General features: G+C 70.4%; 9 protein-coding genes, 6 pseudogenes and 1 riboswitch. Of the genes and pseudogenes, 5 read left to right on the top strand and 10 right to left on the bottom strand.

From position 1 onward, the window contains the following. Nucleotides 1–31: 31 nt before the first annotated feature. Entirely contained in the window at nt 32–592 is a 561-nt protein-coding gene (locus tag KAE78_RS12730; RefSeq protein WP_223171084.1) for a DUF4395 domain-containing protein, read from the top strand. Nucleotides 593–660: 68 nt separating this feature from the next. Further along, nucleotides 661–1085, top strand: a pseudogene (locus KAE78_RS12725) (OsmC family peroxiredoxin). Here KAE78_RS12725 and KAE78_RS12720 read toward each other — a convergent pair. The 5 genes and pseudogenes from KAE78_RS12720 to KAE78_RS12700 all read right to left on the bottom strand — a co-directional run bounded on the left by KAE78_RS12720 (nt 1082) and on the right by KAE78_RS12700 (nt 6569). After that, complete coding sequence (locus KAE78_RS12720) at nt 1082–1528, bottom strand: hypothetical protein (protein WP_317451778.1); 447 nt, start codon at nt 1526–1528, stop codon at nt 1082–1084. The pseudogene KAE78_RS12725 and the gene KAE78_RS12720 overlap by 4 nt on opposite strands. Next, nucleotides 1525–2271 (bottom strand): 4-hydroxy-tetrahydrodipicolinate reductase, encoded by a 747-nt coding sequence (gene dapB / locus KAE78_RS12715; protein ID WP_223171083.1) that lies wholly within the window; start codon nt 2269–2271, stop codon nt 1525–1527. The genes KAE78_RS12720 and dapB overlap by 4 nt, the downstream gene beginning before the upstream one ends. Before the next feature lie 47 nt (nt 2272–2318). After that, nucleotides 2319–2920 (bottom strand): annotated as a pseudogene (locus KAE78_RS12710) (histidine phosphatase family protein). Between the two features lie 141 nt (nt 2921–3061). Beyond that, a complete protein-coding gene (locus tag KAE78_RS12705) occupies nt 3062–4078 on the bottom strand; it encodes an aldo/keto reductase (protein WP_223171082.1) in 1017 nt (338 codons plus the stop codon). Nucleotides 4079–4291: 213 nt separating this feature from the next. Then, a pseudogene (locus KAE78_RS12700) lies at nt 4292–6569 on the bottom strand (polyribonucleotide nucleotidyltransferase). A gap of 394 nt (nt 6570–6963) precedes the next feature. Here KAE78_RS12700 and KAE78_RS12695 point away from each other — a divergent pair. Further along, a pseudogene (locus KAE78_RS12695) lies at nt 6964–8271 on the top strand (UDP-glucose dehydrogenase family protein). Between the two features lie 133 nt (nt 8272–8404). On the opposite strand, the gene KAE78_RS18865 reads toward KAE78_RS12695, so the two are convergent. Both KAE78_RS18865 and KAE78_RS18860 read right to left on the bottom strand, forming a co-directional pair. Further along, complete coding sequence (locus KAE78_RS18865; protein WP_317451777.1) at nt 8405–9757, bottom strand: GDSL-type esterase/lipase family protein; 1353 nt, start codon at nt 9755–9757, stop codon at nt 8405–8407. Then, entirely contained in the window at nt 9640–10284 is a 645-nt protein-coding gene (locus KAE78_RS18860; RefSeq protein WP_317451776.1) for a glycosyltransferase, read from the bottom strand. Before KAE78_RS18860 ends, KAE78_RS18865 begins: the two co-directional genes overlap by 118 nt. A 158-nt stretch (nt 10285–10442) precedes the next feature. Here KAE78_RS18860 and KAE78_RS12680 point away from each other — a divergent pair, with 158 nt between their 5' ends. After that, complete coding sequence (locus KAE78_RS12680; RefSeq protein WP_223171081.1) at nt 10443–10625, top strand: DUF5302 domain-containing protein; 183 nt, start codon at nt 10443–10445, stop codon at nt 10623–10625. An 86-nt stretch (nt 10626–10711) separates the two neighbouring features. Here the strand turns inward: KAE78_RS12680 and KAE78_RS12675 are convergent, their stop codons facing one another. Further along, entirely contained in the window at nt 10712–11461 is a 750-nt protein-coding gene (locus tag KAE78_RS12675; protein WP_223171080.1) for an SDR family oxidoreductase, read from the bottom strand. Between the two features lie 58 nt (nt 11462–11519). After that, a riboswitch (FMN riboswitch) is annotated at nt 11520–11663 on the top strand. 12 nt (nt 11664–11675) lie between these two features. Between KAE78_RS12675 and KAE78_RS12670 the strand changes: the two genes are divergently transcribed. Further along, on the top strand, nt 11676–12110 hold the full coding sequence (locus KAE78_RS12670) for a 6,7-dimethyl-8-ribityllumazine synthase (RefSeq protein WP_223171079.1): 435 nt from the start codon (nt 11676–11678) through the stop codon (nt 12108–12110). A gap of 144 nt (nt 12111–12254) precedes the next feature. Here the strand turns inward: KAE78_RS12670 and KAE78_RS12665 are convergent. Continuing rightward, nucleotides 12255–12898, bottom strand: a pseudogene (locus tag KAE78_RS12665) (FMN reductase). Between the two features lie 2 nt (nt 12899–12900). Continuing rightward, nucleotides 12901–14096, bottom strand: a pseudogene (locus KAE78_RS12660) (LLM class flavin-dependent oxidoreductase). Nucleotides 14097–14120 lie beyond the last annotated feature (24 nt).

Here is a 14120-nt window from a genome sequence, read left to right as displayed (position 1 = left end):
CTCGCCGAGCTCGCCCCGAAGGAGCCACCCTGTGACCACTCCCGCCGGCATCGATCCGCGCGGCCCGCGCTTCGCCGCGACGATCACCGCCGCCCTGCTTCTGATCGCGACGGTGCTGGGACTCATCGGCATCTCCACGGCCTCCGGCTCGGCCTCGTTCGGATGGTTCGCGTATCAGCCCGTGTCCGGCGCCGTGTTCACGCCGGGCATCGCGGCAGCGACGTTCGCCGTTCGCGCCTCGGACCCCGGGTTCCTGCTCACCGTGGTGATCGCCCTGCTGTTCCTGTGGGGCGTGCTGTCTCCGCGCACCTCGCCGTGGAGTGTTCTCTACCGCCGTGTCTTGCAGCCGCGCCTCTCGCCGCCCACCGAGCTGGAAGACCCGCGTCCGCCGCGCTTCGCGCAGGGCGTCGGGCTGTTCGTCGTGACCGTCGGGATCGTGCTGCACCTGGTCGGTGTGCCGTGGGCGCTGCCGATCGCCACCGCCGCCGCGTTCATCGCGGCCTTCCTCAACGCCGCCTTCGCCTTCTGCCTCGGCTGCCAGATCTACCTGCTGCTGCAGCGGGCGGGCGTGCTGGGGCGCACGACGGCCTAGGTTCAGCGGTTCCGCGGCATCCGATTGCTGGGTAGGCTGGGCCCACACCTGCGAGCTCTGGAGGACCCATGCCCGTGACAAGTGAAGCCACCGCGACCTGGAACGGGAGTCTCGCCGAAGGGCAGGGCGCCGTCTCGTTCTCCTCCTCGCAGCTGGGCACCTTCCCCCTGAACTGGAAGGCGCGCAGCGAGGGGTCCGACACCGTCACCACCCCGAGGAGCTCATCGCCGCGGCGCACTCCTCGTGCTTCAGCATGGCGCTCTCGCACGCGCTGACCGAGAACGGCACTCCGCCCGAGCAGGTCAACACCTCCGCCTCGGTGACCTTCAAGCCCGGCGTCGGCATCACCGGCAGTCACCTCAACGTCAACGCGGTCGTGCCCGGGCTGTCGCCGGAGAAGTTCCAGGAGCTCGCCGAAGGCGCCAAGACCGGCTGCCCCGTCTCACAGGCGCTCGCGGGCGTGGAGATCACGCTCGAGGCGACGCTGGCCTAAGCGCTGCGCGCGGCCCTCTCGCGGCGGATCGCCTCACGGATGCTCGCCCGAGCCTCCTTGCGCTCGCCCGCGGCATCCTGAACGATGCCGAGCCGGTAGTGCGCGCGCCAGTCGTCGTCGGATGCCGCGGCCTCGGCGTACTTCGCCACGAGCGGACTGGCCTCGTCCTTCACGACGCGTCCGCTCGGGGTGAGCGCGACCTCCTCTGCGGGCATGCCGCCCTCTGCCTCGAGGGTGCGCCCGAGCCGATCGGCCTGGAAGCCGAACACCAGCTCACGTGCGAGCGCCCAGCCGCCCAGCGGCGCGAGCACGGCGAGCGCGATGCCCATCCCGATGCCGGCCGGCGTTCCCGCGAGGAGGAACTGCACGGCCAGCCACGCCGCCACGACGACGTAGAGCAGCAGTGCCGCGCCCATCACCGCGACGCCGACGCGCGAGATCACGGGGCGTGACCGATCCCGATGTCGATCATGCTCTCCAGCCCCACGAACACGCCGCGGGCGTCACGGGCGAAGGGCAGCGAGAGCCGGATGCCGGGCGCATAGGCGTCGGCAGAGACGATCGTGTCATGGGTGATCGTGAGCGACTCCCCCGCACCGGAGAGGATGACATCCTGCCGGGCGACGACGCCGGGGCGCCGCAGCGAGTGCACCTGCACGCCGGCGACCTGCTGGCCGCGGGCGCGCTGATCGGCGTGGGGCGCGTCGATCGGCCCGCGATCGGCCCGCGCCTGGGCGACGAGCTCGGCCGTGCGCACCGCGGTGCCGCTGGGCGAGTCGATCTTCGTCTCGCGATGGGCCTCGATGATCTCGACGGAGCCGAAGAACGGTGCGGCCGCTGCCGCCAGCGCCGATCCGAGCACGGAGCCCAGGGAGAAATTCGGGATGAACACCGCCCCGGTGCCGGCCGCCTCCACGAGCGGGCGCACGAGCGCGATCCGCTCGGCCGACCAGCCCGAGGTGGCCACGAGCACGTTCGTGCCGCGTTCGACGGCCGCGCGCACGATGTCGATGCTGACCGAGGGCGTGGAGGCGTCGACGACGAGACCGGCGCCGTCGAGCTCGTCGACGCTGCTGCGGGAGGTGAGCACCCGGCCCACCTCGAAGCCCTCGGTCTCGTCGATCACCCGGTGGATGATGCCACCGAGCTTTCCTGTTCCGCCGACGAGGGCGACCTGTGTCGTCATGTCCTCAGTCTATTCCGCTGCGGACATGCAGCGCCGGATGCCGCGGGTCACGCGGGGACGGCCTCGGGCATGCCGGTGCGCAGCTCGAAGGGCAGGTGGCCGAGGTCGTTGTGCGTGAGCAACGACCACGGGCGCCCTGCTTCTGCGCGATCACCGTGAGTCCGCAATGGGCCTGGTTGAGGGTCATCCACCGCCACTCGGGCGCGCCGAGCACTTCGCGCACGAACCACGCGATGACGAAGTTGTGGGTGATGAGCACCTCGTGCACGTCTCCGGTCTTGCGCACGAGGAACTCGCCGATCGCGTCGATCATCTGTGCGCGACCGGCCTCGATCTCGGCATCCGTCACCGACCCGAAGAAGGGCTCGTACGCGGAAGGGGTCTCCTCGGTCGGGCCTGTGGGCACGCAATCGAAAAGCAGCGCGGAGGGCTCGGGCTCGACCGACGGGAGCCGCTCGGCGATCGTGCGGGCCGTTTCGGCGGCGCGCAGCAGCGGAGAATGCCACACGGCGTCCAGCGGCAGACCCGACAGGCGCGCGGCGATGGCCTCGGCCTGACGCTGTCCTCGGGGAGAAAGGGGTCCGTCGGTCAATCCGTGCTCAGCATCTTGATGCTCGCCGTGTCTGACCAGGTATATGTAATGCGTCACTACCGCTCACTCCTCGCGCACCGGCATCAGCGCGGGCACGCGCTCTCCAGCCTACGTCACCGGGGCGAACGACGTCCCGGTACGACCGGAGTGCTCGGCTCGGCAGGGCTCGTGTCGGCGACCGGTGCGGGCCGAAGAAGGTCAGTTGCCGGCGCGGGTGAGCTCGGAGAGCTGCCCGCGCGTGAGCGTCACGCCCGCGCCCTGAACGAGCTCCTCGACGTGCTCGGCGGCGAAGGCGTTGACGATCGGCGCGACGACGGAGCGCTGCGCCAGCAGCCAGGCCACCGCGACGGCGGCGACCGGCGCGCCCTGCTCCTGCGCTACGACGTCCAGCGCCCTCAGGACCCGGATGCCGCGGCGGTTCAGGTTCTCGCGGATCTGCTCGCCGCGGACGTTCTGCGCGGCATCCGACTTCGAACGGTGCCGGCCCGACAGGAACCCGTGCTCCAGGGCGTGCGAAGGCGTGACCGCGAGGCTCTGCGCCCCGGCGACGAGGCGCAGATCGCCCTCGAACGGCATGCGGCGGATCAGGTTGTAGGGCTCGTCGAGCACCTCGATGCGCGGATAGCCGGCAGCGCTGAGGATGCGGGCCTCGACCAGGCGTTCGGCGCGGAAGCGGTAGGCGCCGACCGCACGGATCTTGCCGGCCTCGCGCAGCCACTCGACCGTGGCGAGGGTGTCTTCGAGGTTCGATGTCTCATCGAGCGAGGCGTCGAGGTAGAGCACATCGATGACGTCTGTTCCGAGACGACCGAGACTCGCGTCGACGGCGCGGACGAGATTGACCGGATCGAGCCCGGGGTTGTCGGCGTGGGCACCGATCCGCGCGCCCAGCACGACGCCGTCGCGGGCGCTGCGGGCCTTCAGCCACTGGCCGACGAAGTACTCGCTGCGCCCGCCGGAGAAGCCGTCGGCGGTATGGATCGCATTGCCGCCGAAGTCGATGTAGCGGTCCAGGATCGCGTTCGCGGTCGACTGGTTGACGTTCCAGCCGAACTCGCCGGTGCCGAGCATGAGCGGGAAGACGGAGATGCCGGTCTCGCCGAGCTCGACCCGGATGCCCTCGCCCACTCCGGGACCGGTGACGGGAATCGGTGCGGAGGGATGACCGGAAAGGCTCGATGATGCGACGGCTGTGCCAACGCCGAAGAACCGCATACCAACCACCCCGCCCGTCAGAGCGACTGTCCCTCTGAGGACTCTTCTCTGCACCCCCGGTGCGTACTTTGAGGGTACGTGGTAAAGCCTCGTGATCGGGCCATTCAGGTGACGAACAGCCAAATACGACATAACGCTTTGATCACGGCTGGAACGCCGAGAACCCGGCCGCCCCGTTTCCGGGGACGACCGGGTTCTCGTACGGGACGAGGATCAGGCCTCGGCGCCCTCCGCGACCGGCTCGGCGGCGGCGTCCTCGGACGCCTCCTCCAGCACCGGCTCGAGCGAGAGCTTGCCGCGGTCGTCGATCTTGGTGATGCGCACCAGGAGCTTCTGGCCGACGCCGAGCACGTCTTCGACGTTCTCCACGCGCTTGCCGCCGGCGAGCTTGCGGACCTCGCTGACGTGCAGCAGGCCGTCCTTGCCGGGAAGCAGCGAGATGAAGGCGCCGAAGGTGGCGATCTTCACGACGGTGCCCAGGAACTGCTCGCCGACCTCCGGGTTGGTGGGGTTGGCGATCGCGTTGACCTGCGCGCGGGCGGCCTCGGCCGAGGGCCGTCGGTCGCGCCGATGTAGACGGTGCCGTCCTCCTCGATGGAGATCTGCGCGCCGGTCTCGTCCTGGATCGCGTTGATCGTCTTGCCCTTGGGTCCGATGAGCTCGCCGATCTTGTCGACCGGGATCTGCACGCTGATCACGCGCGGAGCCGTCGAAGCCATCTCGTCCGGCGCGTCGATCGCGGCGTTGAGGACGTTCAGGATCGTCAGACGTGCGTCCTTCGCCTGGGTCAGTGCCCCTGCGAGCACCTCGGAGGGGATGCCGTCGAGCTTCGTGTCGAGCTGGATCGCTGTGATGAACTCCGAGGTGCCTGCGACCTTGAAGTCCATGTCGCCGAGGGCGTCCTCGGCACCGAGGATGTCGGTGAGCGCCGCGTAGCGGGTCTCACCGTTCACCTCATCGGTGACCAGGCCCATCGCGATGCCGGCGACGGGGCGCGCAGCGGCACACCCGCGTTCAGCAGCGACAGGGTCGACGCGCACACCGAGCCCATCGAGGTCGAGCCGTTGGAGCCCAGCGCCTCGGAGACCTGACGGATTGCGTACGGGAACTCCTCGCGGGTGGGCAGCACCGGCACGAGGGCGCGCTCGGCGAGGAAGCCGTGCCCGATCTCGCGACGCTTGGGGCTGCCGACGCGACCGGTCTCACCGGTCGAGTAGGGCGGGAAGTTGTAGTGGTGCATGTACCGCTTGCTCGTCACGGGCGAGAGCGAGTCGATCTGCTGCTCCATCTTGAGCATGTTCAGCGTGGTGACGCCCATGATCTGGGTCTCACCGCGCTGGAAGATCGCCGAGCCGTGCACGCGCGGGATGACCTGCACCTCGGCGTCGAGCGGACGGATGTCGGCAGGGCCGCGGCCATCGATGCGGACGCCCTCGGCGAGGATGCGACCGCGGACGATCTTCTTCGTGACGGCCTTGTACGCGCCACCGAACTCTCCGGCGGCCTCGGCGGGGATCTCCCCGGCCTCGACGGCGGCGGCGAACTCGGCCTTGACGCGCTCCTTGACGGCGTCGTCGGCGTTCTGACGCTCGGTCTTGTCGGCGATCTGGTAGATGCCGACGAGCTCGTCGTAGGCACGCGCGGCCACGAAGTCGTAGCTCTGCTCGGAGTAGGGCAGGAAGACCGGGTAGACACCGGGCTCCTTCGAGGAGGAGGCGGCGAGCTCGGCCTGTGCCTTCACAAGCTGCGCGATGAAGGGCTTCGAGGCCTCGAGACCTGCCGCGACGACCTCTTCGTTCGGCTTGGTGGCGCCGGCCTTGATGAGGTTCCAGCTGCCCTCGGTGGCCTCGGCCTCGACCATCATGATCGCGACGTCTTCGTTGCCGTTCTTGTCGGTGACGACACGGCCGGCGACGATGATGTCGAACACGGCCTGCTCGACCTGCTCGACGGTCGGGAACGCGACCCACTGGTCCTCGTGCTCGCCCTGGCCGGGAATGAGCGCGAGGCGCACGCCGGCGATGGGGCCGGAGAACGGCAGACCCGAGATCTGGGTCGAGGCGGATGCCGCGTTGATCGCGAGCGCGTCGTAGAACTCGCCCGGCGCGATCGAGAGCACGGTGATGACGATCTGGACCTCGTTGCGCAGGCCGTCGACGAACGACGGACGCAGCGGACGGTCGATCAGACGGCAGACGAGGATCGCCTCGGTCGAGGGGCGGCCCTCGCGACGGAAGAACGAACCGGGGATCTTGCCGGCGGCGTAGGAGCGCTCCTCGACGTCGACGGTCAGCGGGAAGAAGTCAAAGCCCTCGCGCGGGTGCTTGCCCGCGGAGGTTGCCGACAGCAGCATGGTCTCGCCGTCGAGGTAGGCCGCGACCGATCCCTGCGCCTGCTGAGCGAGGCGGCCGGTTTCGAAGCGGACGGTGCGGGTGCCGAAGCGGCCGTTGTCGAGAACGGCCTCAGTGGCGGTGATTTCAGGACCTTCCAAGAGGTCTCTCCTTCTTTTTTTAGGCTCGCAGGTCCGTGTGACGCACGAGCGTTCATGAAGGAGCGGATTCGGGCAGATTTCGGCGTGCGGAAATGCCCCGCGTGTCTCACCGGCGCTGGCCACCAGTAGAAGACCACCCGACATCCGACGTGCCGAGGAACCCACCACAGGGACCAGCTTCTCAGCCGACCGCTCCGTTGATCTGTGTTCAATTGTCGGATATCGCAGGGATATCCACCCTCACCCTACCAGCGTGCCCTGGGAACGGGGTGCCACTGCCGCACCGATGCGGTCCGGATGAGGGCTCGGCGAGGAGGTGAGGGTTCGGCATCCGTCCACGCGTCGTTCATGCGCGGTTCAGCGACCGGCATCCGAAGCGGGCTGGGATGAGCCCATGCGCATGTCTGTGATCGGCTGCGGGTACCTCGGTGCCGTCCACGCCGCCGCAATGGCCTCCATCGGTCACGATGTCACCGGCGTCGACGTCGACGAGGGGAAGATCGCCTCCCTCTCCGCGGGGAGGCCGCCGTTCTTCGAGCCGCAACTCGGGGAGCTGCTGGCAGAAGGGCTGGAAGGAGGGACCCTGCGCTTCACGACCGACATGAGCGAGGTGTCGGATGCCGGCGTCCACTTCATCGCCGTCGGCACCCCCAGCAGCAGGGCGGGCATGCCGCCGACCTCACCTACGTCGACGCCGCCGTCGATGCGCTCCTCGTCCATGTTAAGCCGGGAGACCTCGTGGTCGGCAAGTCGACGGTCCCGGTGGGCACCGCTGCGCGCCTCGCGGATCGCCTCGAGCCCACGGGCGCGACGCTCGTGTGGAACCCGGAGTTTCTGCGCGAGGGCTGGGCGGTGCACGACACGATCACCCCCGACCGGCTGGTGGTGGGCGTGCCCGCCGGTGACGAGGGCGAGCGTGCCGCCGCCATCCTGCGCGAGGTCTACGCGCCGGCGGTCGAGGCGGACATCCCCTACCTGGTGACAGACCTGGCCACAGCCGAACTCGTCAAGGGGCGGCCAACGCGTTCCTGGCGACCAAGATCTCCTTCATCAACGCGATGGCCGAGATCGCCGAGGCCTCCGGCGCCGATGTCACCCTTCTCGCCGATGCCATCGGGCACGACACCCGCATCGGCCGCCGCTACCTCGGCTCGGGCATCGGCTTCGGCGGCGGATGCCTGCCCAAGGACATCCGCGCCTTCGCCGCCCGCGCCGAGGAGCTCGGCCGCGGCGAGTCGGTCGGCTTCCTCCGCGAGGTCGACCAGATCAATCTCCGCCGGCGCGACCGGGCAGTGCAGCTGGTGATCGACGCGCTCGACGGATCGGTGTTCGGCCGGCGCGTGGCCGTGCTGGGCGCGGCGTTCAAGCCCTTCAGCGACGACATCCGCGACTCCCCGCGCTCGAGGTCGCCGTGCGGCTGAAGGGGCTCGGCGCCGATGTGGTCGTGACCGATCCCGCCGCGCTGGAGAACGCCCGCAGGCGGCATCCGCAGCTCGAGTACGCGGCCGAGCGCGACGAGGCGCTGCGCGGCGCCGAGGCCGTGATCATCGTCACCGAGTGGGATCTGTACCGCCGGGAGATGGACCCGGATGCCGCCGGCGCACTGGTCGCGGACCGGGTGATCGTCGACGGGCGCAACTGCCTGGATTCCGCGGCATGGCGGGCCGCCGGCTGGCGGTACCACGGGATGGGGCGGCCTTAGGCGGAGGCGCGCCCCGTTTCGCGACGGCCCGGATACGGGAAGAGAGACCGCGGCATCCTCGCTGTGACGCTTCGACTCGCGCGGCCTGCGGCCGTGCTCGCTCAACGACCGGGACTCGGGACGGGAACGCCGCTCATCGACGAGGAACGGCCCACCCAGACGTAGCCGTCGTGCTTGGCGGAGAGCCCATCGCCGGCCGTGCGGCCCCGCATCCGACGCCACATCCACGGCAGCGCGTGCGTGCGCCACCATGCGCGCTCCCCGCCGTCGCCTCGGCGTGGAACACCTCGTCGAGCGCGCCCAGCTCCTCGGCGTGCGGGACGCCGAGCGCCTCGCCCGCCCGGTAGGCGAGGAAACGGTGACCGCGGCTGCCGAGGTGGACGAAGTCCTCTCCCCAGTTCTGCCGGTCGGCGAGCGCGGGGAACAGGTCGGTGTCGATGAGGATCGCGCCCGTGCGCTCGGCGATGTCGGCCAGGCGACTCGCGAAGGCCGAGAACCGTCCGGCGTAGATCCCCGCCAGCCGCCGGTCGGGGAGGAACGGCGTCACCAGCAGCACGTCGGCGCCGTCGTCGCGCAGCGTCTGCACGGCCTGCTCGAGACTCGCGGCGAGCGCCGGCACGTCCACCGTGCGCTTCACGAGGTCGTTCGCGCCGACGAGGATCGAGACGAGGTCGGGCCGCAGCTCCCGGGCGCGCGCCAGCTGCTCGCCGCACACATCGCGCACGCGGCGGGAACGCACGGCGAGATTGGCGTAGTGCAGGCCGCCGCGGGCCGACAGGAGGTACGCGAGGCGGTCGGCCCAGCCGCGCAGCGTCCCGTCGGGTGCCGGATCGCACAGCCCCTCGGTCAGCGAGTCGCCGAGGGCGACGTAGCGGCGCCAGCCGCCCAGCGGGCGCTCCGGACGCAGCTCGGGACGCCTCTCGCGCCGGGCGCGCAGCATCCGATCGACCCGCCGCAGCTCCTGCGCCTGGGCGAAGTGGCCGAGCAGCTGATCGCAGACCGCCTCCCACGACCTGCCCTCGACGGCCTCGCGTCCTGCCGCACCGAAGGCGCGGCGCTTGGCGGCGTCGCCGGCGAGGTCGGCCACGCGCATCCGCAGGTCGGCGAGGTCGCCCGGCGTGTAGAGCCAGCCGTCGATGCCCATCCGCACGAGGTCGAGCGGGCCACCGCGGCCGGTCGCGACGACCGGCACACCGCTCGCATGGGCCTCCTGCAGCGTCTGCCCGAAGGTGTCGCTCTCGCCCGGGTGCACGAAGATGTCGAAGGACGCCATCGCCTCGGCGAGCGCCTCGCCGCTCTGGTGGCCGAGGAACGTCGCCGCGGGCAGCAGCGTCTCCAGCCGCGGACGCAGCGGACCGTCCCCGACGATCACGAGCCTCGCCCCCGGGATGTCCTGCAGCACGCGCAGATCGTCGACCTGTTCCTCGGCGGCGAGGCGGCCGACGTAGCCGATGACGACGTCTGCGGCATCCGATCGCTGCCACATGTCGTTGCGGCGGGCGGGGTGGAAGCGCTCGGCGTCGACCCCTCTCCCCAGCGGCGCACGCGGTCCACGCCCCAGCGGACGAGGTCGTCGTCGGAGGCGCTCGACGGCGAGAGCGTGAGGGTCGCCCGGCGGTGCAGGCGCGAGACGTGGCTCTGCGCGATCGTCGTGGTGGCGGGGAGCCGGTAGCGCTCCGTGTAGCCGGCGACATCGGTCTGATAGGCGGCGACCGTCGCGATGTCGAGTCTGTCCGCGGCCAGCACACCCCGCCAGCCGAGCGCGAAGGGCGACGCCAGATGCACGACGTCCGGGGCGAAGCGCTCGAGCGACACCGCGAGCCGATGGGCGGTCGCCGAACCCACCCGCACATCGCGGTAGCCGGGAAGCGCCATGCTCGAGACCGGCTCGACGCGGGCACCGTGGACATCGTCCGGCATCCCCGCCGCACGCGGAGCCAGCACGAGCGCCTCGTGCCCGCGGCGCTCCAGGTGCCGGAGGATATGGAGGACCGACCCGGTCACACCGTTCATGTGCGGGAGGAAGGATTCTGCCACGATCGCGACTCTCACACGTCAAGGTTCCCGCCCGGATCGGTCGCCGGATGACGAAACGCACCTCCCTCACCGAGAGTTCACCGTTTGCACCGGCATCCGTTACCACCGGCACCGCTAGTGGTTAGGCTGGGCCCATGAGCAACGAAGAAGGCAACGACGCTTCGAGTGCCGAAGACATCAAGCGCAAGTTCCGCGAGGCGCTCGACAAGAAGAACGCGAAGCAACGGGAGGGCGAGGCGCACCTCGACGGCGACTCGGCCGTCCACGAGACGCACGCCCCGCAGACGCGGCGGGAGTTCCGGCGCAAGAGCGGCTGAGAACGGCCGGATCCGGCGCGTAACCCGCAACGGGGGTTGAACCCCGGATCGCCATGCCCGGCCGCCTCTCCCTCGCGCAGGGCCGCTCAGCGCGTGGGCTGAGCCTGGAGCCACTCCTCGAAGGTCACCGTGCCGTGGTCGGCATCGAGACCGGGCAGGACGCTGCCGTCACGCATCGCACGGCCGAAGGCGCCGGGAAGGGCGATCGCCGGCATCCGCCCGTCGTATCCGCTGCGCGCGGCCCAGGCGCGCATCATCTCGACCATGCTCTCCTCGCGAGGACCCGCGAAGTCCGGCGCGCGTCCGGCGGGGCCGGCCTCGACCAGATCGACCAGGCGCTCGGCCACCTCCCGCACGGCGACAGGCTGCGTGCGCATCTTCACCGCGAGCCGCAGCGGCCCGACCGCCGCACGCTCGAAGAGCTGGCTGGCGAACTCGTGGAACTGGGTCGCCCGCAGGATCGTCCACGGGACCTCGCCGGCCTCCACCGCCCGCTCCTGGGCGAGCTTGCCGGCGTAGTAGCCGTACGGGACGCGGTCGACGCCCACGATCGACGGGACCACGTGGTGGGCGACACCGCCCGCCCGCGCAGCCTCCTGCAGCGCCCGAGTCGTCGTGGCGAAGAAGGCCTCCGCCCTCTTCGCGCTCGTCGTCTGGACGCTGAGCGCGTCGACGAGCGCATCGGCGCCGCCGACGGCATCCGCGAGCCCTTCGCCGGTCTCGACGTCGACGCCCTTCGAACGCGAGAGGACGCGCACGCGGTGGCCGCGCCCCTCGGCGACGGTGGCGACGGCGCTGCCCAGCACACCGGTTCCCCCGGCGATCGCGATGTCCATGCCCTCAGGTTACTCCTGGCCGCGGAGCCGGCGGGCAGGAGGTGCTAGCGTACGAATCGTACGTTCTCAGGGCAGGGTGAGAGTCCCTACCGGCGGTGAAGCGGCCTGGCCGCACAAGCCCGCGAGCAGTCTCCAGGGCGGAGACGCAGATCCAGTGCGATTCCGGAGCCGACGGTCACAGTCCGGATGGGAGAGAACGGGAAGAGAGACCGCAATGCCTGGAATCGCCATCATCGCCGCGCAGTGGCATGACGACATCGTCGAGCGAGCCGTCGAGGCGTTCGTCGCCCGGCTGTCGGAGCTCGGGCGCGACGACGTCGACACCGTCCGGGTTCCCGGTGCGTTCGAAATCCCCCTGCACGCCAGTCGCCTCGCCCGCTCCGGGCGCTACGAGGCCATCGCGACCAGCGCACTCGTCGTCGACGGCGGGATCTACCGTCACGACTTCGTGGCATCCACGGTCGTCGATGCCCTGATGCGCGTGCAGCTCGAGACCGACGTCCCGGTCTTCTCAGGCGTGCTCACCCCGCACAACTTCCATGAGCACGACGAGCACCGCGAGTACTTCACGCGTCACTTCGTGGTGAAGGGGCGCGAGCTCGCGGATGCCGTGTCGAAGACGCTCGCCAGCCTCGCCGCCCACGCCTGAGCGCGTGAGCAGCCCCGCCGTCTGCAGGAGCTGCGCCGCCGTCCGCAGGAGCAGCCCGCTCGTCGGGCCACGTGGCACGGCGTGTCACGCCCGCGAACGCCGTTTGCTCCTACAGACGGGTGGGTTGCTCCGGCAGACGGCCGCCTACTCGCCCGCGAGTCCGCCCAGCAGGTGTCCGAAGGAACGGCCCTCACCCAGATAGCTCTCCGGGGCGAAGGGGTCGTGGGTCTTGGTCGGCTCACGGCGCAGGATGGCCTCGGCGAACTCGGCCGCGCCCTTGTCGATGCGCGAGGCGAGCGTGGCGACGTCGTCGCCCCCGGCGCCCCAGTCGGCGGATGCCGCGAACACCCCGTCGACACCGGCTCCGCGTGCAGGTAGGCGAACAGCGGCCGGATCGCGTAGTCGATCGCGAGCGAGTGCCGTGCCGTGCCCGCGTTCGCGCCGATCAGCACGGGCTTGCCGCGCAGCGCGTCGGGGTCGAGCACGTCGATGAACGACTTGAACAGCCCCGAGTAGCTCGTGGAGAAGATCGGGGTCACGACGATGAGCGCGTCAGCCGAGACGACGGTGTTGATCATCGACTCCAGCTCCGCCGGCGCGAAGCCGGTGAGCATGTTGTTCGTGATGTCGTGCGCGTAGTCGCGCAGCTCGAAGGTGTCGGCCGCGACCTCGACTCCTGAGGCGACGAGCCGGTCGGCCGTCGCCTGTGCGAGGCGATCGGCGAGCATCCGGGTCGAGGAAGGGCTGGAGAGCCCGGCCGAGATGACGGCGATGCGGCGTTCCTGCATGATCATGCCCCTTCCTTCACCGCGCCGAAGGCGGCGCCGGGCGCCGAGGGTGTGTCCTGATACGGGGTCCCGACGGTGAGGTTGTCGCCGCGGTTCGCGCGCGGGCGCGCCTCGCGAGCGGGTCCGTCGCCGTAGGCCGCCTTCACGCGGGCGGCGTGTGTCGGGGCGTCGGGACGGATGCCGGACGGTCCGTGGCCAGCTCCTTGCGCAGGACCGGCACGACCTCGGCCCCGAGGAGGTCGATCTGCTCGAGCACCGTCTTCAGCGGGAGCCCGGCGTGGTCGAGGAGGAACAGCTGACGCTGGTAGTCACCGAACAGGTCGCGCATGCCCGCGTAACGGTCGATGACCTCCTGCGGGACCCGACCGTCAGCGGCGTCATCTTCGTGAAGTCCTCCATGCTCGGTCCGTGCCCGTAGACGGGGGCGTTGTCGAAGTAGGGGCGGAACTCCTTCACGGCGTCCTGCGAGTTCTTGCTCATGAACACCTGGCCGCCCAGGCCCACGATCGCCTGTTCGGGGGTGCCGTGGCCGTAGTGGGCGTAGCGCTCGCGGTAGAGGGTGATGAGGCGCTGGTAGTGCTCGGAGGGCCAGAAGATGTTGTTCGCGAAGAAGCCGTCGCCGTAGTAGGCGGCCTGCTCCGCGATCTCGGGCGTGCGGATCGAGCCGTGCCAGACGAAGGGGCCACACCGTCGAGCGGACGCGGGGTCGAGGTGAAGCCCGAGAGCGGGGTGCGGAACTTGCCCTCCCAGTCGACGACGTCCTCGCGCCACAGCTTGTGCAGCAGCGCGTAGTTCTCGATCGCGAGCGGCAGCCCCTGCCGGATGTCCTGTCCGAACCAGGGGTACACGGGGCCGGTGTTCCCGCGCCCCAGCATGAGGTCGACGCGGCCGCCGGCGAGATGCTGGAGCATCGCGTAGTCCTCGGCGATCTTGACCGGGTCGTTGGTCGTGATGAGGGTCGTCGCGGTGGAGACGATGAGCCGCTCGGTCTGCGCCGCGACGTAGGCGAGGGCCGTCGTGGGCGACGAGGACCAGAACGGCGGGTTGTGGTGCTCGCCCAGGGCGAAGACGTCCAGCCCCGCCTCTTCGGCGTGCTTCGCGATCGTCACGGCGTCACGGATCTTCTCGGCCTCGCTGGGGTGTAGCCGGTGGTCGGGTCCTGCGTGATGTCGCTCACGCTGAAGAGGCCGAACTGCATGCCGCCCGAGGGGTGTTCTCGGTC

It is taken from the genome of Microbacterium sp. NIBRBAC000506063, from assembly GCF_017968845.1.
Classification (GTDB): Bacteria; Actinomycetota; Actinomycetes; order Actinomycetales; family Microbacteriaceae; genus Microbacterium.
Note: the sequence above shows the minus strand (reverse complement) of the source record. Positions and strands in the feature narration are given on the sequence as shown.